Origin of the sequence: Hymenobacter sp. DG01, from assembly GCF_006352025.1 — a bacterium.
Taxonomy (GTDB): Bacteria; Bacteroidota; Bacteroidia; order Cytophagales; family Hymenobacteraceae; genus Hymenobacter.
The window spans coordinates 3,192,745-3,213,900 of sequence record NZ_CP040936.1; the positions used below are offsets into that span (position 1 = coordinate 3,192,745).

Below are 21,156 nucleotides of genomic sequence, written 5' to 3' on the forward strand. Positions count from 1 at the left end.
ACAGGGTACGAAGGGGACTAAAACGCTGGCGGGCCTGGCTTGGGCCACTACCCCGCCCATTCGGGCGAAGGAGTATGCGGGCACAACAAATGGTTGCAGGCGCCGCCAGAAAACGGATGAATCAGGGTTGAGCCCGGACCTGGCTTGGGGCCCCGCTTACGCGGCGTCACCAGGCCCGGGCTTCCCCGTACTAATTAATACTCGGCTAACACCGGCGGACGGGCAGCCTCCGTCTCTTCAGCGGTGGCGTGGGTATCCGGCGTTTTGTTCAGACGCAGCTTCAGGCTTTCCGTCAGTAGGTACATAACTGGTACTACTACCAGAGTGATTACCGTCGCAAAAACCAGTCCGAAGATGATGGTCCAAGCCAGCGGGCCCCAGAACGTTACCGACTCGCCGCCGATAAAGAAGTGAGGCTCAAAGGAGTTGAACATCTCGTAAAAATCGACGTTCAGGCCGATAGCCAGCGGAATCAGACCAAGGGTAGCCGCCGTAGCCGTCAGGATTACGGGGTTCAGGCGGGTCCGGCCAGCCAGCACGATGGCCTCACGCAAGGGCATGCCCTGGCTGCGCAGGATGTCAGTGAACTCAACCAGCAGAATGCCGTTCTTCACCACGATACCGGCCAGAGCAATAATGCCTACCCCGGTCATTACAATGCTGATGTTCATGCCCGTAATTGCCAGGCCCAGCATTACCCCAATCACCGAGAAGATGATTTCGGTGAGGATGAGGATGGGCTTGCTGACCGAGTTGAACTGCATTACCAGCACCAGGAAGATGAGGGCGAAAGCGCCCAGGGCAGCTACCCCCAGGAAGGAGCTGGTTTCCTGCTGATCTTCCTGCGCGCCACCCATCCGGATGCTATAGCCGGGAGGCGTGGGGTAGGCTTTCAGGGTCGTTTCAATCTGCCGTACCACGTCGGGGCCTGTGAAGCCGCTGAGCACGTTAGAGGAAATGGTGATTACGCGCTTCACATCCTTACGCTTGATACCGCCGTAGGTGGTACCGTAGCGCACATCAGCCACCGAGGAAATGGGTACCTGCCGCACGGCGCCGGTAGCGTCGCGGAAGGTCAGAGGCGAGTTCAGGATGGCGTCCACGTCGGAGCGGTAAGGTTCGGCATAGCGCACCTGAATGGGGTACTCATCATCGGGGGTCTTGAATTTGCTGGCTTCCGTACCGTAGATAGCCGTACGAACCTCCGAGCCAATTTGCGCGGTGCTGATGCCTTCACGGTTAGCCCGAATCCTGTCGATGTCAACGGCAATTTCCGGGTTGCGGTCTTCCAGGTTAGAACGCAGCTGCTCAATACCGCCAATGTTCTTCGACTCGATGTAACGGGTTACATCTTTAGAGAGCTTGATGAGGGTAGGATAGTCGTCGCCTGCTACCTCAATGGCAATGGGCTTACCCGTGGGCGGGCCGCTGGCTTCCTGGTCAACCGAGATTTCAGCGCCGGGAATACCCTTCACCGCTTCCCGAATTTTGTCCATATAGGTCCGGGTTTCCGGGCCGGTCCGCTCGCTCATCTCCTTGAAGGCCACGGCAATCTTGGCCAGGTTCGACTGGGACGTACCTGAAGCTGAGGCTTCGCCGGGGTCGTTGGCACCAATAGCCACGTTGGTAATCACCGATTCCACGTCGTGGTTTTCTTTACCAATTACACCGTAGATGCGGTTCTCCAGCACGCGGGCCACGGAGTCCGTTACCTCTACGCGGGTACCCACTGGCATCTTCAGGTAGGTGTAGATGAACTTGGGGTCACCGCTGGGGAAGAAGTCTACTTTGGGGCTACGGGCTATTACAGCAAATAGAGCTACCACAAACAGAACTACCATGCTACCCAAAATCAGTATCGGATGCAGGTAAGTCTTCAGACGAGCCGCCCATCTATCCCAGACAGAAGTACCACGCGCTGCAACCGGACGTCCAACAGCCCAGCGCACTATCCCAGCATAACCGTCCATGAAGCGGGGCAGCACCTTCGTTTGGAAGCCCGCAATCATGTGCACGAACACGAACTTATCGAGGAAGCAGAACAGGATGATGAACACCGTCAGGTTGCCCACGAACGGTGAGCCGGCGATGTAGCCAATCACGGCAATCAGGGCCAGCACACCCATGGCAATCAGGAAGTTCTTGGTCAGCTGGGGCTTCTCGCCGCTGTGGTGGTCTTCGCGTTCCATGAACGACACGGCAAATACCGGGTTCATGATGAAGGCTACAACCAGCGACGACATCAGGGTCAGAATGAGCGTAACCGGCAGGTAGAACATGAAGCTACCTACTATACCCGGCCAGAACATCAGCGGCACGAAGGGCGCTACCGTCGTCAGGGTACCAGCCAGAACCGGAATGAATACCTCGCCGGCCGCGTACTTAGCAGCCTGGGCTGTGGTCAGGTTGGGGTGCTCGTGCAGGAGGCGGTGGGTGTTCTCGATAACCACAATGGCGTCGTCCACCACAATACCTAGGGCCAGCAGGAAGGCGAAGAGCACAATCATGTTCAGCGCAAACCCAAAGCCCGGCAAGAGCACGAAGGCCAGGAACATGGAAATCGGCACAGAAAGACCCACGAACAGAGCGTTGGTGGTGCCCATGAAGAACATCAGAATCAGCGTTACCAGAATAAAGCCGATGATGATGGTGTTGATCAGGTCGTGCAGAGTTACGCGGGTGTCGCTGGAGGTGTCACCGGTTACGGTAATGGTCAGTTCCTTGGGCAGGCTCTGCTTCGACTCCTCGATAACCTGCTTGATCTTGTCAGAAGCGTCAATCAAGTTTTCGCCCTGGCGCTTAATTACGTTCAGGGTAACGGCAGTTTTGCCATCGAGGCGGGCGTAGGATTCCCGGTCTTTGAAGGCATCCGTCACGGTAGCAATATCGCCGAGGCGCACGGCCGCACCGTTCAGGTTTTTCACCTGAATGTTGGCAATGTCAGCGGCCCGCACGTACTGGCCGGCTACGCGCACGGCCCGCTTCTGCTCGCCCACGTTTACCGAGCCACCCGAAATGGTGATGTTCTCACGAGCAATGGCGGCACTCACGTCGCTGAAGCCCAGGCGCGAAGCCCGCAGGCGGTTCAGGTCCACGTCCACGTTTACCTGCTGCTCCAGGGCCCCGATGATGTCCACGCGGGTAATTTCGGGTAGGGCCTCAATCTTATCCTGGAAATCGTCGGCGTACTTTTTCAACTGGCTGGTAGTGAGGTTACCGGCCAGGTTGATGTTCATGATGGGCAGCTCCGAGAGGTTTACTTCCTGTACGGTGGGCGGCGAGGGCAAGTCGTTGGGCAGCTCGTTGCTGGCCTTGTCCACGGCGTCCTTGATGAGCTGCTTGGCATACTGCACGTCCACGCCGGAGTTAAACTCCACGTCCACGATGCAGTAGTCCTGGTTCGAGGTCGAAGAAATCTTCTTCACCCCGTTTACGCTCTTGATTTCCTTTTCGAGCTGGCGGGTTACCAGGTTCTCGATGTCGGTGGGCGAAGTACCGGGGTAAATCGTGGCCACGATGATACGCGGAATCACGATATCCGGAAACTTCTCCTTGCCCAGCTTGATGTAGGAGAAAATACCCGCCACGCAAAGCAGCAGGGTAATAATGTAAATACTGGTTTTGTTGTCAATCGACCAGGAGGTCGGCTTGAACTCTTTCTCTAAATCCTGCATGAGTTCTGGTTTTGACGTTCTGATGGTAGCCGCGCCCCTGGCCTACCCCCACCGGAGGAGGCCAACGAGCCGCAGCAACTACAGGCTAACAGCCTGGCCTTCATTCAGATTCTGATAGCCGGCAGAAATTACCTGGTCGCCGGGTTGCAGGCCGCTAGTCACTTCCACTTTGCCATTGTAGGTGTTGCCAGTCTGGATGATGCGCTTGGCGGCTACTTTCTGGTTGCCTTTAGCGCCTACTACCAGCACATAGCTGTTCTGCTCATCTTTCTGCACCAGGTCAACGGGTAGCACCGTAGCGTTCTGACGAGCGTAGTTCTGGATGCGTACGTTCACTACCATGTTAGGCCGAAGCTGACCAGCTTTGCCGGGGTTATCGAGGCGAAGCTCGGTAGTGAAGGTGCGGCTGGTGGGGTTGATAGTGCTGGTTACTACCCGCACCGTAGCCGACATTTCTTCGCCGCCCAGATCTGGAATGGTAACCAATGCTTTATCCCCGGCCTTGATGCGGGCGGCATACGCTTCTGATACATCCACCACAATTTTGCCATTGCCGCTGCCGCTGAGCAGCTTCACCACGGGGGCACCGGGGGCTACGGTTTCGCCCAGCTTCGGCAGCACGTCATCCACGGTACCACCGAAGGGGGCTACCACGTTGTAGAGGGCCCGCTGCTGGTTCAGGGAAGCCAGGTTGCGCTGCAGGGCCTGGTAGTTGTTCTTGGCCTGCAGATACTGAATCTCCGTCCCGATTTCCTGCTTCCAGAGGCGGTCCTGCTTTTCATATACTACACGGGCCAGGTCCATGCGGGTGCGCAGCTCGGCAATGCTGGCTTCGAGCACCGAGGCATCTACGGTAGCCAGGGTCTGGCCTTTGCTTACCCGGTCGCCGCGTTGCACGCGCAGGCTGGTGAGCGTACCGGCAGCCCGGGCCGATACGGTGGCATTCTGGTCGAAGTCAACCCGGCCCTGTACCTCTAGGTAGCTCTTAAAGCTTTCGGGGGCCACTTTGATGACAGATACGGGGGTAGTGATTACCGCGTTAGCGGTGGGACCGGCCTTGGCTTCCAGCTCGGCAATCTTGGCCTGGTTGGCGGCCTGCTCTTGTTTCAGCTTAGCCAGTTCAGCCTTCGGATCTTTCTCTCCGCCGCAGGCGGTCAGCAGGCCCAAAGTCAGCAAAAAGGCAGAAGTAGTGTATTTCATGTCGGGAGAAGCTAGTAGACTAGGAGTTAGGAGCTAGAAGGGATGGTAGCGCGGTTGGGGCAGAAGCTTCCAGCTCCTGGCTTCTGCCCCTTGGCTCCTTATTTCTTGGCTTGGTTGTACAGCTCGCCGGTAGCTTTGTCGCGGTCCACTTTGGCTACTAGCACGTCGTAAAGGGCGGCGTAATAGTTGGTCTGGGCCTCGCGCAGGGAAGTTTCGGCGGTTACTACCTCAATGTTAGAGCCCACACCTTCCTTAAACTTGATGCGGGATACGCGGGCTACTTCATCGGCCAGGTCGAGGTTGGCGCGCTGGTTGTCCAGCACATCCAGGGCGTTGATGAGGGTAGTACGGCTCTGGGCATCCTGCAGATCAATGCTTTGGCGCAGCGTCTCGAAGCTCCGCTCAATGGTTTGCTGCTGAATGCGGGCCTGCTGCACCTGGTACTTGCGGCGGAAACCGTCGAACACCGGAATCTGCAGGCTCAGGCCCACGTTGCCGAAGCCAAACCAGTTCTGATTAGGGAAGCCGTTTGAGTTCCGGGAGTCGGGCCCCCGGAAGGCAAACAGGTCGCGGCCGGTTAGCCCCGAGCCCGAGAAGCCATAGGCAGCCGTGGCTAACAACCGGGGGTAGGCACCGGCCCGGCGGTTAGCCAGGTCCAGACCAGCCAGGGCCTGCTGGGTTTCCAGCGTGCTGAACTCAATGCGGTTGTTGTAGTTGAAGGTAGCCGAAAGCTGGCCGGTACGCCCTCCACTCAGGGCCGTTTGCTGATCCTGGCGGTTCTGGGCATCAGTGCTACCAGAGCCGGCAGGAGCAGCGGGTAGTTGGCCCAAACCAGTTGCTCCGGCACCGGTAGCAAAGCTGGCAGCACCCAGGCGCTGGCGCAGGGCGCCCGCATCCACCACAGCCGAGCTCAGCGAGTCGGTGAGCTGCACCTGCTGCTCCTGGGGCAGGCCCATCTGGAATTTCAGCAGGGCAATGCTCAGCTCCGTGAGGCGGCCTGCTTTCTGCTGCTCTACCACCAGGTTGTTGCGCTGCACCTGCAGGCGCTGCACATCCAGCTTCTCGGCAAAACCCGCCTTAAAGGTTTCATTGGTCTGGTACAGAAGCGTATCGAGGCGTTGCACGTTCCGCGACAAAAGCTGCAGACGTTCCCGGGCAACCAGCGTGCTATAGTAGGCTTTGCTGACCTGCTCCACCACGTCGATTTCAGCCTGCTGCGTCTGTTTTTTAGCCAGCTCCTCATACACCTTCGCCGCCCGCAGCCCGATCAGGTAAGCCCCATCGAACAGCAGTTGCGACACGGAGGCGCTGGCGTTGCCGGCCCACCGAAGGCCAAAGGCAAAGGCCTGCGGCGGTACCGGATCAGCGGGTAAGGTCACGTCGGTGAGGTTAACGGTTTGCCCACCCTGCGCAGCCGCAATATCGGCGGCGGTCAGCGTGGTGGCGGTTTGACCGCCGCCCAGAGCACCGAAGTTTACCAGCGCTTTCTGCAGCTTAAAGTTGTCGGCGGCGTTGGCCGCTACATTCACCTGCGGCAACCCAGCCGACCGGACTTCGCCTATCCGCGCACGAGCGGTCTGCTCGCCCAGGCGTGTGGCCAACAACGACGACTTGTTCTTAATGGCGTAATCAACGGCCTGTTGCAACGACAGGGGCATGTTGTCCACTATGGCAGTCGGCTGGCTGACCGACGCTGGCCGCGTGGCCGGAGCCTGCGCCAGCGCGGCACCGGCGGGGGCCACCAGGCCCGGACCCGCGGCCAGCAACAAAACGCGAAGGTTCTTTTTCATATGGGGAAAGCAGGTGATGAAGCTTATTCTTCTTCCGTCACATGACGGTATTCATTGATGAGCTTGTGGCCTTTCAGCGTAACCATGCCCAGCAGGAAATGCTCATTGCAGGCCATTTGCACGCGGGCCTGCTCAAACTGCGTGTGCGGAAAAATGTCGGGGTCAAAGAGAACATCAATCTGGGCCAGGCGCAGGCGCGAGAGCACCTCAATGTCCAGATCGGGGCGGTAGAGGCCCTCGGCCACGCCCCGCCGCAGGTTGGCCTGAATCTGGCTCAGGATGTATTTGTTTTTGTGGGCGTGAAACAGATTCCAGGCGGCCGGGTAGTACTTGCGCAGATCATGAATGGCCGAGGGGTTCACGTTGGCAAACTGCCGTTTGGCCCAATCCATCATCTGCACCATCTCATCCACGGCGTTGCTGGCCTGCCCAATAATTCCCTCGCACTCGCCCTGCACCCCGTTTAAATGGGTACTGATGACGGCCGATACAATCTGGTCCTTGTTTTCATACCACTTATAGAGCGTCTTCTTTGAGATGCCCAGGTGGCTGGCAATGTCATCCATCGACACGCTCTTAATCCCGTTGCGGGTAAAGAGGCTGAGGGATTCCTGTAAAATTCGATCCTTGATTTCCATGGCTACGGCCGCAAAGATACAACGGAAACTTTTAATGAACCCGAAGTTTCCATTAATTCTTTGCTATTCTTTCCCGGGCCTGCTCCCCCTGACGCAATAGCCTGACTTTTACTTTATTTTATCCGGCATTTTTTCGCTTACCCCCAGCGGGGCCCGCTGCCAGCGGCAGTGCACCTTAAGGACATTGCCGTACCTTGCCGGTGTATTCTTCCACTTATCTGAACCCATGAAAATCCGGACTGGCTTCGGCTACGACGTTCACCAGCTGCGGGAAGGCCTGCCCTTCTGGCTCGGCGGCATTCAGGTTCCGCACACCCACGGTGCTCTGGGCCACTCCGATGCCGACGTGCTTATCCACGTTATCTGCGACGCGCTACTGGGCGCGGCCAACCTGCGCGACATCGGCTTTCATTTTCCTGACACCGATCCGCAGTATAAGGGCATTGACAGCAAGCGCCTGCTGGCTGAGGTAGTGCGCCTGCTGCAGGGGCGCGGCTACACCATTTCCAACATCGACTCCACCATCTGCCTCGAAGCCCCGAAAGTGAATCCCCACATTCCGGAGATGCAGCGGGTGCTGGCCGAGGTAATGGGCATCCCCACGGACGATATCAGCATTAAGGCCACCACCACCGAAAAGCTGGGCTTTGTGGGCCGCCGCGAGGGGGTAGCTGCCTATGCCTCCGTGCTCATCGTGCAACCTTAAGGAGTGAACTGGTGAGTTTGTGAGATGGTGAGCTTGTCGTTCGGCTATGCGCTCAAGACCAGCAGAACTATAAGCTCACAAACTCACCAGTTCACCACTTCCTACCCTTCCCACACCCCCATCCTTCTACCTCTTTTATGAAGAAACAGTCCTTTCTGGCTTTCCTGCTGGCGGCCGGCGTAGCAACCGCTGCCGTGGCCCAGCAGGCGCCCGAGAAAATCAAGGTTAAGACCAAGCGCAAAGCCAAAACCGAAGCGCCCTCCGCAGCCGAGCGAGCTGCTGACGCCGTGGATAAGGCAACGGCCGCTCCTGCCTCCGCCGACCTACCCCGCACCTACGCCGAAACCATCACCCAGGCCGACCTTCGCCAGCACCTGACGGTATTGGCCTCGGATGCTTACGAGGGCCGCGAAACCGGGGAGAAAGGCCAGAAAATGGCCGCCGAGTACATTGCCAACCGTTTCAAGGAGCTGGGCCTGCAAGGCCCGGTGCAGGGCTCAGACAACCCCTACCTCCAGCACTTCACCATGGTGCGCAGCACCTGGGCCGATGGCGCTACCCTGAAAGTAGGCGGCCAGACCTTTAAGTGGCTGACGGACTTCTATGCCGCCGGCAGCACCGGCTTCGCGCAGGAAACCGCCATTCAGCCGGTATTCGCCGGCTATGGCATCGAGCAGGACGGCTACTCCGACTACGCCGCCCTTGGCGACGTGAAAGGCAAAGACCTGCTGATTCTGATTGGTGAGCCCCAGAACGACAAGGGTACCGCCCTGCTCGGCAAAGACGGACAGGGAAGCAAATGGGGCCAGGACTACCGGGCCAAGCTGCAGCTAGCTTCCCAGAAAGGTGCCCGCTCGGTGTTCTTTGTGGACTTTAACCCCAACAGCAACTTCGAGAAGATGGCGGCGCGCATGACGCCCTACATCAGCCGCCCCAGCATTGCGTTTAAAGATGCGGCTCCGGGTACGGCGCGCGCCACGGCGTTTTTCGTGTCGCCGGCCGTTGGCTACAAAATGCTGGGTAGCAACGCAGCAGCCGTAACCAAGTACACCACTGGCATCAACAAAGCGGGCAAGCCTACGGCTACCCCCTTCAAGCCTGCCAAAGCGTTGGTGAAGGCCGCCAAGAAAACCGAAGATTTCACCACCGAGAACGTGCTGGGCTACCTCGAAGGCACCGACAAGAAGGACGAAATAATGGTGCTTTCGGCTCACTACGACCACATCGGCATCATTAACGGCGAGGTGCACAACGGCGCCGACGACGACGGCTCGGGCACGGTAACGGTGCTGGAAATGGCCGAAGCCTTCGTGAAAGCCAAGGCCGAAGGCCACGGTCCGCGCCGCAGCGTGCTGTTCCTGACGGTGACGGGCGAGGAAAAAGGCCTGCTGGGCTCGGAGTACTACACCGACCACCCCATCTTCCCGCTGGCCAACACCGTAGTGGACCTGAATACCGACATGGTAGGCCGCACCGACAAGGACCACGAAGGCAAGGGTGAATACGTGTACGTAATTGGCTCAGACAAGCTCAGCTCCCAGCTGCACCAGATTCTGCTGGATCAGAACCAGAAGTACACCCAGATCGACCTCGACTTCCGCTACAACGACCCCGAGGATCCGAACCGCTTCTACTACCGCTCCGACCACTACAACTTCGCGAAGCACCGCATTCCGGTGGCCTTTTTCTTCAACGGCGTGCATGATGACTACCACGGCGCCGGCGATGAAGTGGAGAAGATTGAGTTTCCGCAGATGGAGAAGCGCGCCCGCCTAGTGTTCTACACCGCTTGGGAACTGGCCAACCGCGACCAGCGCATCGTGGTGGACTCGAACAAGAAATAAGCAGCTATTACTCGCCCAGCGCCTGCTGAGCTTCCGCTGTTAACGCAAACCCTCGCCTGTGGCAGAACCGGAGTAACTCCCGGGTAACTGCCGCGGACGAGGGTTTGATGTAATAGGCTGTACTGTCGTCGTGGAAAGATAAAATGACTTTCTCCCGACGCAGAAAGCCTTCCGGTTCATAATCTACCCGCTTCAGTGCCGTATATTCGTGGTAGGCGGTCTGCGCGACCTTTACTTCCAGGCGGGTTGGGTACAGCACCAGCCGGGGACTCAGGTCGTTGCGGGAAGTGCCCGGAATAAAGCCCAGCATCCGGAAGCTGCTCTCAATAGCATCAATGGGTACCGGGACACCCTGGTCCGGAATGGGCTCAGGAATCTGAAAAACAGTCATTCGTAAACTAGCGGAAATAGGTGATGGAGCAACTTTCGAAATCTGTGCTGACGAAACCTAGTCAATTTCAGAAAGACAGCGAGGCTAAGGCGTTCGACTTGGAGCACCGGCGTAAAATCCGCTTTAACATTGGCAAGTACAACGCGGCCGTACAAACGGGCCTGGGCTTCTACCAGGACCACGAGCTGGCGCGGGCGCGGGCTTCCTACCTCAAAACTCAGGTCATCAACCATCTGGACGAATATCTGCTGCAGTTCGAGGAAAAGTTCACGGCTCGGGGCGGCAAGGTCATCTGGGCTCAGAACGCGGAGGAAGCGTTGTTTGAGGTCGGCAAGATTATGGAGCGCCGCCAGGCCCGTACCGTGGTGAAGGCCAAGAGCATGACCACCGAGGAAATTCACCTGAACAAGTACCTCGAGAAGCGCGGCATTGAGTCGGTGGAGACGGACCTGGGCGAGTTTATCGTGCAGCTAAACGGGGAGCGGCCCTACCACATCGTGACGCCGGCCATGCACCTGAGCAAGCTTGATATTGCCGATATCTTCGTGAAGCATCTGGGCATCGAGTACACCGATGACGCCCAGAAGCTGGTGCTCACGGCCCGCCACCTCCTGCGCGACAAATACACGTCGGCCGAGGTAGGCATTACGGGTGGCAACTTCATCATTGCCGACACCGGTGCCATTGCCGTCACCGAAAACGAAGGCAACGCCCGTCTTTCGGCCACCTTCCCGAAAACCCACATTGCCATTGTGGGCATTGAAAAGGTGATTCCGCGCCTGCAGGACCTGGATTTGTTCTGGCCCCTGCTCAGCACCAGCGGCACGGGCCAGCAAGTGACGGTGTACAACACCATTTACACCGGTCCGCGCCAGCCCCTGGAAAAGGACGGCCCGGAGGAAATGTTCGTGATTCTGCTCGATAACGGCCGCACCAACCTGCTGGCCCAGCCCGACAAGCGCGAGGCCCTGAACTGCATTCGGTGCGGAGCTTGCCTGAACATTTGCCCCGTGTACAAGAACATTGGCGGCCACACCTACGAGGCTACTTATTCCGGCCCTATCGGCTCCGTGATTACGCCCCACCTCTCGGGCATGGCCGAAAATAAGCACCTGAGCTACGCCAGCAGCCTGTGCGGCGCCTGCACCTCGGTGTGCCCGGTGAAAATTCCTATCCACAACATTCTGCTCAAAAACCGGCAGCAGAGCGTGCAGGAAGGCCTTACCGATAAAGAGGAGCGCCGGGCTATTGGCCTGTGGCTGCACGGCATGAAGCACCGCTGGGTGTGGGACCTGGTCCCGGCTTCAGCCAAAAACTGGGTACTAAGCCGCTTGCTAGGAGAAGTGGGCTGGAGCAAGCGTCGCGATGCCGTACAGGTAGCGCCCAAAACTTTCCGGCAGCTCTGGAAGGAGCAGCCCAAAAAGTAAAGCCCCTACCCCCTCAACTTCCGGCAAGGTTCAGCAGTAGAAGGCAGGCGGCGGTAATGCTGCTCTTGCTTTCTCTCTATGCTATTTGCGCTCAAAGGGCTGGCCTTGCTGGTCGGCCTGTTCCTGGTGACTGTTACGGTGCTGGCGGCCATCCGCTCGTTTGTGCTGCCCCGCAACGAATCTGTGCTCCTGAACAACTGGATTTTCACGAGTATCCGGTGGATATTCATGGTTATGGCCTCCTGGGGCCGCACCTACGGGCAGCGCGACCGGATAATGGCGCTGTACGCGCCCGTGGGGCTGGTGGCCCTGCCCATTGCCTGGCTGGGGGTAGTCAGTTTCGGATACACTGCTATTTTCTGGGCCCTGGGCGAAGGCGACCTGGACCGCTGCTACCGCATCAGCAACAGCTCCCTGCTCACGCTGGGGTCCGAGGAACCAAGTGAGGGGGTGGTGGCTACCGTCATGTCGTACTCGGAGGCTACGCTGGGGTTGTTACTCCTGACGCTGCTGATTTCCTACCTCCCCACCATCTACCAGGCCTACTCCCGCCGCGAGCTGGTAATAGCCCGCCTCGATTTGCGCACGGGTACCTCCAGCTCCACAGTGGGCCTGATCCGGTGGGTGCACCAGACCGGCTCCATCTCCGATGAGAAGGAGCAGTGGCAGTATTGGGAGGAGTGGTTTGTGGAAATAGAGGAAAGTCACACCTCTCTGCCCATCCTCTCCTTTTTCCGCTCGCCGCAGCCGGGCCGTTCCTGGGTTATGGCCGCCGATATTATTCTGGAAACGGCCGCCCTGCTGCTCAGTACAGTAGATGCCCCGCGCAACCCCCATATGGTGCTGTGCTTCAAAGCGGGCTGCCTGGCTATTAACCGGGTGTCGCGCTTTTTCAAGTTTGAAGCCGATACCAAGGAGCCCGAGCCGCCCAGCGACAAAGAGCCCGTAGAAGACCCCAAGTACCAGGATTTTCAGAAGGCCTGCCAAGAGCTGCAAGAGGCCGGCGTTCCGCTGCTATCCGACCAGCAGGCAGCCTGGCACAAGTACCAGAAGCTGCGCGGCGAGTACGCCGAGGCCATCCATTACCTGGCCAACCTGACCATGGCCCCGCAGATTAAGCCCATCTAGATTTCCGAGGGAATACACGCGCTACCCCGCTTGGTACAACAGGCCCCTGCTCTACCCAATAGCACCAAGGACTATTCGCCATGTCCGAAGCATGCCTTTTCGCCTTGGCTTGCAGTGGGACCGTTGAGTTTTTATATAACTCAATTTATACTTCATATAATACCAAATTATCTTGCACTATTCGTTTTTATAGACAAGTAGGCTTTGGAAAGTACTGTTTTTGCATCTGAAATATATAATTATTTTAATTTATTATTGCTTTATTTTCATCAAAAATCATTAACCTTTCGTCTGATGGTGCGTTAAGGCCCCCATTGCTGCCTTAGTTGGCGGCTTTCCTTCTAGGCTTCTCATGTATCATCATCATGGCTACTACCTGTACTTCTCAAAATCACTCTCTGCTGGCCCGCTGGCTCGGGGCTCTGCTTCTCTTACTGTTCCTGACGAGCTCGACGGCCTGGGCTGAATCGGGCTTCTTCAAAAACTTTGTGGTGCTTAACAGCGGCCGCGGCAACGTGTACTACGACACAGAGTTGCAGAACACGGGCAATCCTGATTTTCAGGGTGCCGACCTGGGTTCCTTTGACCGCACTACCGGCCAGCTGATTCTGAACGGGGCCGAAGCCAACACCTACGAAAACAACGGCGACGATGTGCAGGCAACGCGCATGTACTACCGCCTCTTTCGCCAGGGCAACGCTCCGGGCGGGTTTCAGTCCATTGAGCTGGGGTTTCGGGGGCGGCAGAGCAACGGCGACGAGAAATGGGACGTTCTGACGGCCAACCTCGATCTGCTGGCGCGCACCAACGGCAATGGCACCTACGTGCTGGAAGTGTACTTTGAGGGCAGCGGGGTTAACGGCGGCACCGGGTACAACGTGTACGACAGCCGCGGCGGCCAGAACTACCGCGCTACCTTTGCGGTAACCGGCGCTACGCCCGTTTCTACTACCTGGACCGGCAGCGTAAACAGCGAATGGTTTAACAGCAGCAACTGGACCAATGGCGTTCCTACGGCCGAAACCGACGCCCTGATTCCGGTGGGTCCGATAAACTTCCCCGACATTTTCAGCGGTGTAGCCGTGGTGCGTAACCTCACTGTAGCGGGCACCGACCCCACCAACCGCGCCGTGCTGCGCCTGGAAGGCGGGGAGCTGCGGGTGTTCGGCAACTTCTCGAACCCGGCCTCAGGCTACGAGCAGGGCGGCGGGGTGTTTGTACTGGCGCGCCGCGGCGACCAGCAATTTGATGGGGACGTGTTTTTTGACATGCGCATTGAAGGCGGAGGGGTCAAGACGCTTACCAACCAGGCCAGCATCATTGGCACGCTCACCTTCACGAGCGGCATTCTGCAAACGGCCGTTAACAACCCCAGCGTGTTTAACCTGACGCTGCTGGGTGCCACGGCCAGCATTGTGAACGAAACCGAAACCAGCTTTGTGCTGGGGGTAGTGCAGGTACGCCGGGCCGTTGGCCTGGCCGTTCCGCAGGATTTTGGCAACATCGGCTTCACGCTTACTACCAACGGCCAGGCGGCCGGCCAGACGCTGGTGGTGCGCCTGACGGGCCTGACCTACTCCGGCGCGGGTACTAGCCGCAGCGTACAGCGCCAGTTTAACCTGGTGCCCGATAATAATACCAATCTGAACGCCACCCTGGTTTTCTCTTACCTTGATCGGGAGCTGAACAGCAACCCAGAAAACGACCTGGTGATTTTCCAGTCGGCCAACAGCGGCCAGACCTGGGGCCTAGTGGGTAAAGACTCCCAGCAAACTACGGCCAACACAATAACCAAATCGGGAGTTGACCGGCTGACCTTCCTGACCCTGGGCGACCGGAATAATCCGCTGCCCGTAACCCTGACCAGTTTCACGGCCACGCGTGCCGGCTCCGATGCCATCCTGCGCTGGGCTACCTCTCAGGAGCTGAACAGCGCGGGTTACGAGGTGCAGGTTTCTACCGATGGCCGCGCCTTCCGGACGCTGGGCACGGTAGCCAGCCCCTCGCCTACCAGCCAGCAGGCCCGTACCTACGAGTTTGTGGACCGCGAATCGGCTAAGTTTGGGCTGCGCTACTACCGGCTGCGCCAGCTGGACCTCGATGGCAAAGCCTCCCTGTTTGGCCCCCAGGTTGTTTCCTTTGGCTCAGTAGCTACTGCGGCCGCTTACCCCAACCCGTTCAACAGCTCCCTGCGCATCCTGATGCAGCCCACGCGGGGCGGCCAGCTCACGGCCCGCCTGCTCGATATGCAGGGCCGGGAAGTATTCCGCCGCACGGCGCTGGTAGAGCCCACGGCCCAGGAATTGCCCCTCGATGCGCTGGATGGCCTGCCCCAGGGTACGTACCTGCTGCACCTCAACCTACCCGACGGACAGCAGATTCGGGAAAAGCTGGTGAAGCAGTAAGCTCCCCAGCGTAACCTATCGGGGTACTACACAAAAAGCCCTTGCCACCAACGCGGCAAGGGCTTTTTGTGTAGTAGCGAGAGGGAAAGTTTAGCCGAAGCGTTTGCCTCAGAGGCGCAGCGTTTTGGGGTAACTTCAGGCGCGGGTTTTACTGCTCCTGCTCGTCGGGCAGGATTTGCACATCCTGCACCAGCACCATCTTTTCAATTTCCCTACCCCGGGTGGTGTTGGCAAGGCCGCCCAGGGCCGTTTCCTTGTAGCGGGTTTCCATGCTCTGGCCAACTTCGCCGAGGGCCGCCACGCACTGATCTACGGGAATGACGGGGTCAACGCCGGCAATGGCAATCTGGGCCGAGCTGAAGGCAATGGCTGCCGCCGATGCGTTGCGCACCACGCAGGGCACCTCTACCAGACCCGCCACCGGGTCGCAGACCAAACCCAGCATGCACTGAATAGTAATGGCAACGGACGCGAAGGTTTCTTCCACCGACCCGCCCAGGCAATATACTATAGCCCCGCTGCCCATAGCAGCCGCCGAGCCCGTTTCGGCCTGGCAGCCACCTACGGCTCCGGCCAGGGAGGCGTTCTGCTCAATGATGAGGGCAATGCCCGCCGCCACCAGCAGGCCTTCCAGAATAGAGCGGTCTTCCAACTTGTGCAAGTCCTGGAGGGTAACCAGCACACCCGGCAGAATGCCCGAGGCCCCGGCCGTGGGTGCGGCCACCACCCGGCCCATGCACGAGTTTACTTCCTTGGCACCCAGGGCCCGCGTAACCAGCTGCTTGAACTCCGGCGAGAGTACGGTAACGGGTGAGGCGGCAATTTTCTTGGCCCCGTTGTTTACCATGCCTGAGCGCGAGGTCATGTTCTGGGTGAGGCCGGTATGCACGGCGTCGCGCATGACATCGTAGGCCCGCTGCAAGCCCGCCCATATTTCGTCCTCGGTGCGGCCTTTCTGCTCAATTTCGTAGGCCAGAACGGGTTGGTAGAGCGGCTCGCCGGTGGAGGCACAGTGGGCTTGCCAGCTGGCAAAATCATTGAAAAGCAGGGACATGGGTGGAAGGTTGGTGGGGTGGAATAACGAACTGAAACACCGCCGCTGGGCAAGCAGTTCAGGAAAGCGGGCTGCGAAAATCGGTAGAAAAACGGCAGCATCAAGAATGGGGCGCTTTTCTCCATAGTCCTCGCTCAATTTGCTACCCCTGTTTAATAGTAAAAGCCTCCTTACAAGAAGCAAAGAGGCTTTTATCAGTGAACAGCAGTAACAGGTCTGGGGCTAACCCTGGCTGGCCTGCACTGGCTCCGTTACCAGCTTAATAGCAGCCGAGTTAATGCACAGGCGCAGGCCGCTGGGCGGTGGGCCATCGGGGAAAACGTGGCCCTGGTGGGCGTCGCAGACGTTGCAGAGCACTTCCACGCGCGTCATGCCGTAGCTGGTGTCTTTCTTGTAGCGGATGGCGTTTTCCTGCACCGGCTGCGTGAAGCTCGGCCAGCCCGTACCCGACTCGAACTTGGTGCGCGAGTCATAGAGCGGGGTGCCGCAGCAGACGCAGGCATACAGTCCTGCTTCGTGGGCCTCGCAGTACTCGCCGGTGAAGGCGCGCTCGGTACCGTGCTGGCGGGTAACGTGGTATTGCTCGGGGGTGAGCTGGGCGCGCCACTCGGCGTCGGTTTTTTCTACGCGCTTATCGGGGGCCGGGCTGCCGTGGTTGGCCAGCCGGATTACATCGTTCCAGGTTTGCATGGGTTGTGAAGATTTAGATGAAAGGGCGGGTGTAGTGGAAACGCATCCGTAGGGTCAGAAGTTTAACCCGGCCCTACCCCTGCTGCGGGCTTACAGCTGCTCTCCCTGGTCCTGCAGGCTCCACTTGCGCCATTGCTGGCGGGCATAGCGCAGGAGCTCCGGCGGGGCCTTCCGGAAATCTTTTTCGTTCTGGTAGCGCCCCGCGTACAGCTTGTAGCCCTCGGGAGCATCCAGCTCGGCTTCACTGAGGGTATCTACACAGCACGGGTTGGCAGGCGCGCGTTGGGCCACCGTCAGGGAGTCGTATTGTACTACTGTTTGGCCCCGTAGCGCGTATTTCCGGCGGCCGGCGTGCATAATTAGCTTCAGATCGGAAGGGCTTACATCGCTGCGGCAGGTGAGCTGGTACACCAGCGTGGTTTCGGTTTCGCCGTCGGCGTTCAGATCGGTAATGGAGGTAGAGCCCGGCAGCGGCCCCAGCCACATATCAAAAGCGCAGTTGCGGATGGCATCCTGCATGCGCCAGAGCTCTTGCCAGCGGCCCGAGGCCTGCCGCACGTACTGCCGGGCAAACAGCTCTACCCCCGATTCCTCATCAGTGTACTCGGTAGTCTTCTCATCAAACGGACCGCGCCGGGTAATGAGCAGTAGGTTTTCGCCGTAGCTATCCTGCCATTGCCGCGCTTCCAGCAGCTTGCCCGGCGGAAGCAGGGTAGGGTCCGGAATCTGGGCGGCCTTTAAGGTGCGGACGGGGATGGAAGCAGGCGCAGATGAAGCAGTTGGCTGAGCAGCAGGTATTGGACTGGTAGCCGGGTGTTTTTGCGGGGTTTCGGAACACGCCCCTACCCCCAGCAGGAGCACAAACCCCAAAGAAAATTTTCGCATTATCGTCCTGATTGGCCGTATCTCAAGTATAGGCAAGCTATGAAAATCCTGACTGCCGCCCAGACCCACCAAGCCGACCAGGCCACGCTCCAAGCCCAGGACATCCGCTCCGAAGACCTGATGGAACGGGCCGCCGCGGCCTTTTGCGAGTGGCTGCTGGCCCGCCTCGCCACCGACCCGGCCCGCCCGCTGCACATCTTCTGCGGGCCCGGCAACAATGGCGGCGACGGACTGGCCATTGCCCGGCGGCTGTACCAGGAGGGTTTTGCGGCCCAGGTCTGGCTGCTGCCGGCCAGCAAGTATTCCCCCGATTTTCAGCTAAACCGTCAGCGCCTCCCCCCGGAGCTGGCTTGCCAGGAGCTGAACCCCGAGCAGCTGCCCCAGCTTCCGCCTGATGCGCTGGTACTGGATGCGCTGTTTGGTACGGGCCTGAGCCGGCCCCTATCGGGTACTGCCGCTGGAGTCGTGCGGCACCTGAACGATTCGGGCGTCTGCGTGGTGGCAGTGGATATTCCCTCGGGGCTGTTTTCCGACGCCCCGCAACCTTCCGAGAGCATAATTGCCAGGGCCCGCTACACCGTCAGTTTTGAGCTGCCCAAGCTGGCCTTTCTACTGCCTCAGAACGCTGAGTGGGTAGGCGAGTGGCAGGTCTTACCTATCGGTCTTGATCAGACCTTTATCCACAATACGCCTGTGGATAACTTTTTCGTGGATGGTGATTTTCTTTTGGGCCGCCTGCCTGCCCGGAGTAAGTTCAGCCACAAAGGCACCTTTGGGCACGCGCTACTACTGGCGGGCAGCCAGGGCAAAATAGGCGCCGCCGTGCTGGCCTCAAAGGCCTGTCTGCGCGCGGGCGTAGGCCTGCTGACGGTGCGGGTGCCGGCCGTGGGCTACAACATCCTGCAAACAGCCGTACCCGAAGCCATGGCCCTGACGGACCCCGCTACCGATTTCGTGACCGAGCTGCCGGACCTGAAGCCCTACGCGGCCGTGGGCATCGGGCCGGGGCTGGGGCAGGAAGATGCTACCCTGGACGTGCTGCGTCAGCTTCTGCGCAAAGCCGCCGTGCCGCTGGTACTGGATGCCGACGCCCTGAATCTGCTGGGCGCCAACCCCGACCTGCTCAGCCTGCTACCCCCCGATTCTCTGCTAACCCCGCACCCCAAGGAATTTGAGCGACTGGTAGGTGCGCCCGCCCGCGACGACTACCACCGCCTGGAGCAGCTGCGCACGTTTGCCCAGGCCCACGGCTGCTACTGCGTGCTGAAAGGCGCCTACACGGCCCTGGCTACCCCCGAGGGCGCCCTGTACTTCAACAGCACCGGCAACCCCGGCATGGCCACCGGCGGCAGCGGCGACGTGCTGACCGGCCTGCTACTGGCGCTGCGGGCCGACAAGCGCCTTACTGCCCTCGATGCAGCGCTGCTGGGCCTTTATGCCCACGGCCGCGCTGGCGACCTGGCCGCCCAGAAAACCGGGGAAGCTGGCCTCGTAGCCGGTGATTTGGTGCGGTTTATCGGGCCGGCCCTGCAGGCGCTGACTTCCCTACCCCCTCAGCTGTGAGCAAGCCTCTCAGAGTCCGGCGGCCTGGGCGTCGGTTACCCACCACACGGCCAGAAACTGCACCAGCATCACGCCATCGGTGAGCAGGGCAAAGTAGTAGTCGGTGCGCGACTCTTCAGCAAACCAGATAACGACGGCGGCCAGCAGCAGGGGTAGGGCCAAGGCAGCCTCGTGGCCGGCCGGAGCGCCGGGCGGCACCAGCAGGGCGGCTATTACCAGCGCGGCCAGAGCTATAAATTTGGTGGCCTGAATGCCGAAAAGCCCCGGGAACGTGTGGGTGCCGGTTAGGCGGTCTTTGGTATAGTCCCGGATATCGAACACGAAAGCCAGAGCCAGAATGAACAGGAAGCGGCGCAGAAACAGCACCAGCACCACCGGCTCCGCTACCCCCCGGCCCAGGTACAAGGCCGGAATCCAGACCGTGACGGCGGCCCACACGTAGCCAATCAGGAACACCTTGAGCAGGGGCAGGTCGCGCAGGGCCCACCACCGCCCGACACGCCTGAACAAGGGCATGGAGTACAGCACCGAAATAGCCCCCAGGTGCCCCAGAAACAGCGTCAGGCTCAGGCGGGCATCGGTAAAAAACAGCACCCCAGACACCCCACCGGCCAGTACTGCCAGCAGCAGCAGGGCCCGGCGGTGCTGGCGCATCCATTGCTTGCGCTTGGAGAGGCCGGGCTGCTGGCTTTGCTTGTAGGGTAGTACGCTGTCGAGGTTATAAAGAAACAGGGTAGCCGAGAAAATCAGGGCCCCCAGCCGGAGCGGAATATGCACCCGCCAGAACAGAAACGTGGCCCACATCAGTCCCAGGGCCGCCAACGAGAGCCAGACGCTGCTATACAGCACGGCATCTGTCAGGCGCCTGGCGCCCACGCCCAACGAACGAAATGACGGCATAGAGAACTTCTCGGAATGCGAAGCAGCACCTCTTCTTCGCTACCCCGAAGATACAGGATGACTACCGACCAGTTTCGCTGTGCGCGGCATCCACCGGCTTCGACTCGGGTGAGCCGTGCTGGCGCAGAAAAATAGACAGCCCCACCAGAGATACGATGGACAGAAACTCGCTCTGCCAGTTCTGCAACGACTCAAACCAGAACCGGGTCGTGGCCATGTACGCCAGGGTACCAACGCCGGGCTGGCCCTGCTGCATCTGCTCGATGCTGTACACCTCGGCCCCCCCCTTTGGCGTGCAGCCAGAAGGAGGCAAAAAACAGCAGGAAAAAGGCAATGCTGAGCGAGCGGCGGTAGAGGGCCAGCTGCCAGCCCCCGCGCTTCACCGGGCCGGGCGCGTCGTCTTTGGTTGGGTCGGGCTCCTGGTCCACCTCTTCTTTCTCGTAAAGCTTCTTCGATTCGGAAGAGCCGCGCTGCCGCAGCCAGATGGTCAGGACCACGTACAGCCCCATTTGCAGAAACTCGCTTTCCCAGTTTTCGAAGGTAGCTTCCAGAAAATGGCCGGAACCAAGGTACTGGCTTAGGGTCAGGGGCGCCAGGTGCAGGTCTTCCAGGTCGGTGTTGTACTCGTGCCAGCCGGTGAAGGCTTGTCCTACCAGGGTACTGACCACCAGCAGGGCCACGAGGAGCAGCAGGCTATTTTCGTACAGAAATCGGAGCAGGCGGGATTGGGGAGGGGTTGTTGGCATACCGGCTTCATACGCAAAGCAGCCCGTAAAAAGATACGGCCCAGCAGAGTTCCATCGTGCCAGGCGGCCCTAACGCAGCAGCCCCCGGCGCCAGCAAGGCAACCGGGGGCTACGG

At 59.5% G+C, this 21,156-nt stretch carries 17 protein-coding genes; 6 read left to right on the forward strand and 11 right to left on the reverse strand.

The genetic code is table 11. The annotated features are described in order from the left end of the window. Positions 1–194 precede the first annotated feature (194 nt). The 4 genes from FGZ14_RS13565 to FGZ14_RS13580 form a co-directional block, all read right to left on the reverse strand. Positions 195–3,674: an efflux RND transporter permease subunit gene (locus FGZ14_RS13565; RefSeq protein WP_139924774.1), complete on the reverse strand. Its 3,480-nt coding sequence runs from the start codon at positions 3,672–3,674 to the stop codon at positions 195–197. A 78-nt stretch (positions 3,675–3,752) separates the two neighbouring features. Next, the gene (locus tag FGZ14_RS13570; RefSeq protein WP_139924775.1) at positions 3,753–4,874 is read right to left on the reverse strand and encodes an efflux RND transporter periplasmic adaptor subunit; all 1,122 of its coding nucleotides are present in this window, start codon (positions 4,872–4,874) and stop codon (positions 3,753–3,755) included. Between the two features lie 98 nt (positions 4,875–4,972). Next, the gene (locus FGZ14_RS13575; protein WP_139924776.1) at positions 4,973–6,664 is read right to left on the reverse strand and encodes a TolC family protein; all 1,692 of its coding nucleotides are present in this window, start codon (positions 6,662–6,664) and stop codon (positions 4,973–4,975) included. A gap of 23 nt (positions 6,665–6,687) precedes the next feature. Then, the gene (locus tag FGZ14_RS13580) at positions 6,688–7,302 is read right to left on the reverse strand and encodes a TetR/AcrR family transcriptional regulator (protein ID WP_139924777.1); all 615 of its coding nucleotides are present in this window, start codon (positions 7,300–7,302) and stop codon (positions 6,688–6,690) included. A gap of 226 nt (positions 7,303–7,528) precedes the next feature. Between FGZ14_RS13580 and ispF the strand changes: the two genes are divergently transcribed. Next, positions 7,529–8,008: a 2-C-methyl-D-erythritol 2,4-cyclodiphosphate synthase gene (ispF, locus tag FGZ14_RS13585; protein ID WP_139924778.1), complete on the forward strand. Its 480-nt coding sequence runs from the start codon at positions 7,529–7,531 to the stop codon at positions 8,006–8,008. Positions 8,009–8,145: 137 nt separating this feature from the next. After that, complete coding sequence (locus FGZ14_RS13590) at positions 8,146–9,852, forward strand: M28 family peptidase (protein WP_139924779.1); 1,707 nt, start codon at positions 8,146–8,148, stop codon at positions 9,850–9,852. Between the two features lie 7 nt (positions 9,853–9,859). Here the strand turns inward: FGZ14_RS13590 and FGZ14_RS13595 are convergent, their stop codons facing one another. Then, a complete protein-coding gene (locus FGZ14_RS13595) occupies positions 9,860–10,243 on the reverse strand; it encodes a hypothetical protein (RefSeq protein WP_139924780.1) in 384 nt (127 codons plus the stop codon). 44 nt (positions 10,244–10,287) lie between these two features. On the opposite strand from FGZ14_RS13595, the gene FGZ14_RS13600 reads away from it, so the two are divergent. The 3 genes from FGZ14_RS13600 to FGZ14_RS13610 all read left to right on the forward strand — a co-directional run bounded on the left by FGZ14_RS13600 (position 10,288) and on the right by FGZ14_RS13610 (position 15,203). Continuing rightward, positions 10,288–11,670, forward strand: a complete 1,383-nt coding sequence (locus FGZ14_RS13600) for a LutB/LldF family L-lactate oxidation iron-sulfur protein (protein ID WP_257883228.1) — start codon at positions 10,288–10,290, stop codon at positions 11,668–11,670. 78 nt (positions 11,671–11,748) lie between these two features. Continuing rightward, a complete protein-coding gene (locus FGZ14_RS13605) occupies positions 11,749–12,798 on the forward strand; it encodes a hypothetical protein (protein ID WP_139924782.1) in 1,050 nt (349 codons plus the stop codon). Between the two features lie 365 nt (positions 12,799–13,163). Continuing rightward, positions 13,164–15,203 (forward strand): T9SS type A sorting domain-containing protein, encoded by a 2,040-nt coding sequence (locus FGZ14_RS13610; RefSeq protein ID WP_139924783.1) that lies wholly within the window; start codon positions 13,164–13,166, stop codon positions 15,201–15,203. 148 nt (positions 15,204–15,351) lie between these two features. On the opposite strand, the gene sdaAA is transcribed toward FGZ14_RS13610, so the two are convergent. The 3 genes from sdaAA to FGZ14_RS13625 form a co-directional block, all read right to left on the reverse strand. After that, positions 15,352–16,257: an L-serine ammonia-lyase, iron-sulfur-dependent, subunit alpha gene (gene sdaAA, locus FGZ14_RS13615; protein ID WP_139924784.1), complete on the reverse strand. Its 906-nt coding sequence runs from the start codon at positions 16,255–16,257 to the stop codon at positions 15,352–15,354. A gap of 222 nt (positions 16,258–16,479) precedes the next feature. Continuing rightward, entirely contained in the window at positions 16,480–16,947 is a 468-nt protein-coding gene (msrB, locus tag FGZ14_RS13620; RefSeq protein ID WP_139924785.1) for a peptide-methionine (R)-S-oxide reductase MsrB, read from the reverse strand. Between the two features lie 90 nt (positions 16,948–17,037). After that, complete coding sequence (locus tag FGZ14_RS13625; protein ID WP_139924786.1) at positions 17,038–17,832, reverse strand: M949_RS01915 family surface polysaccharide biosynthesis protein; 795 nt, start codon at positions 17,830–17,832, stop codon at positions 17,038–17,040. A gap of 39 nt (positions 17,833–17,871) precedes the next feature. On the opposite strand from FGZ14_RS13625, the gene FGZ14_RS13630 reads away from it, so the two are divergent. Further along, positions 17,872–19,395: an NAD(P)H-hydrate dehydratase gene (locus FGZ14_RS13630; protein WP_139924787.1), complete on the forward strand. Its 1,524-nt coding sequence runs from the start codon at positions 17,872–17,874 to the stop codon at positions 19,393–19,395. 9 nt (positions 19,396–19,404) lie between these two features. Here the strand turns inward: FGZ14_RS13630 and FGZ14_RS13635 are convergent, their stop codons facing one another. The 3 genes from FGZ14_RS13635 to FGZ14_RS13640 form a co-directional block, all read right to left on the reverse strand. Beyond that, positions 19,405–20,295 (reverse strand): UbiA family prenyltransferase, encoded by an 891-nt coding sequence (locus FGZ14_RS13635; protein WP_139924788.1) that lies wholly within the window; start codon positions 20,293–20,295, stop codon positions 19,405–19,407. Positions 20,296–20,356: 61 nt separating this feature from the next. Further along, positions 20,357–20,512, reverse strand: coding sequence for a DUF6766 family protein (locus FGZ14_RS22080; RefSeq protein ID WP_257883229.1), 156 nt, complete (start codon positions 20,510–20,512; stop codon positions 20,357–20,359). Next, positions 20,487–21,041, reverse strand: a complete 555-nt coding sequence (locus FGZ14_RS13640) for a DUF6766 family protein (protein ID WP_257883230.1) — start codon at positions 21,039–21,041, stop codon at positions 20,487–20,489. Before FGZ14_RS13640 ends, FGZ14_RS22080 begins: the two co-directional genes overlap by 26 nt. Positions 21,042–21,156: the final 115 nt, after the last annotated feature.

Excerpts from the sequence above, each read along its gene's own strand:
- FGZ14_RS13605 (WP_139924782.1), top strand. The coding sequence starts at position 11,749 with ATGCTATTTGCGCTCAAAGGGCTGGCCTTGCTGGTCGGCCTGTTCCTG.
- FGZ14_RS13590 (WP_139924779.1), top strand. The coding sequence starts at position 8,146 with ATGAAGAAACAGTCCTTTCTGGCTTTCCTGCTGGCGGCCGGCGTAGCA.
- FGZ14_RS13635 (WP_139924788.1), bottom strand. The coding sequence starts at position 20,295 with ATGCCGTCATTTCGTTCGTTGGGCGTGGGCGCCAGGCGCCTGACAGAT.
- msrB (WP_139924785.1), bottom strand. The coding sequence starts at position 16,947 with ATGCAAACCTGGAACGATGTAATCCGGCTGGCCAACCACGGCAGCCCG.
- FGZ14_RS13575 (WP_139924776.1), bottom strand. The coding sequence starts at position 6,664 with ATGAAAAAGAACCTTCGCGTTTTGTTGCTGGCCGCGGGTCCGGGCCTG.
- FGZ14_RS13640 (WP_257883230.1), bottom strand. The coding sequence starts at position 21,041 with ATGCCAACAACCCCTCCCCAATCCCGCCTGCTCCGATTTCTGTACGAA.
- FGZ14_RS22080 (WP_257883229.1), bottom strand. The coding sequence starts at position 20,512 with ATGGCCACGACCCGGTTCTGGTTTGAGTCGTTGCAGAACTGGCAGAGC.
- FGZ14_RS13570 (WP_139924775.1), bottom strand. The coding sequence starts at position 4,874 with ATGAAATACACTACTTCTGCCTTTTTGCTGACTTTGGGCCTGCTGACC.
- FGZ14_RS13580 (WP_139924777.1), bottom strand. The coding sequence starts at position 7,302 with ATGGAAATCAAGGATCGAATTTTACAGGAATCCCTCAGCCTCTTTACC.
- sdaAA (WP_139924784.1), bottom strand. The coding sequence starts at position 16,257 with ATGTCCCTGCTTTTCAATGATTTTGCCAGCTGGCAAGCCCACTGTGCC.
- FGZ14_RS13625 (WP_139924786.1), bottom strand. The coding sequence starts at position 17,832 with ATGCGAAAATTTTCTTTGGGGTTTGTGCTCCTGCTGGGGGTAGGGGCG.
- FGZ14_RS13630 (WP_139924787.1), top strand. The coding sequence starts at position 17,872 with ATGAAAATCCTGACTGCCGCCCAGACCCACCAAGCCGACCAGGCCACG.
- FGZ14_RS13595 (WP_139924780.1), bottom strand. The coding sequence starts at position 10,243 with ATGACTGTTTTTCAGATTCCTGAGCCCATTCCGGACCAGGGTGTCCCG.
- FGZ14_RS13610 (WP_139924783.1), top strand. The coding sequence starts at position 13,164 with ATGGCTACTACCTGTACTTCTCAAAATCACTCTCTGCTGGCCCGCTGG.
- ispF (WP_139924778.1), top strand. The coding sequence starts at position 7,529 with ATGAAAATCCGGACTGGCTTCGGCTACGACGTTCACCAGCTGCGGGAA.
- FGZ14_RS13565 (WP_139924774.1), bottom strand. The coding sequence starts at position 3,674 with ATGCAGGATTTAGAGAAAGAGTTCAAGCCGACCTCCTGGTCGATTGAC.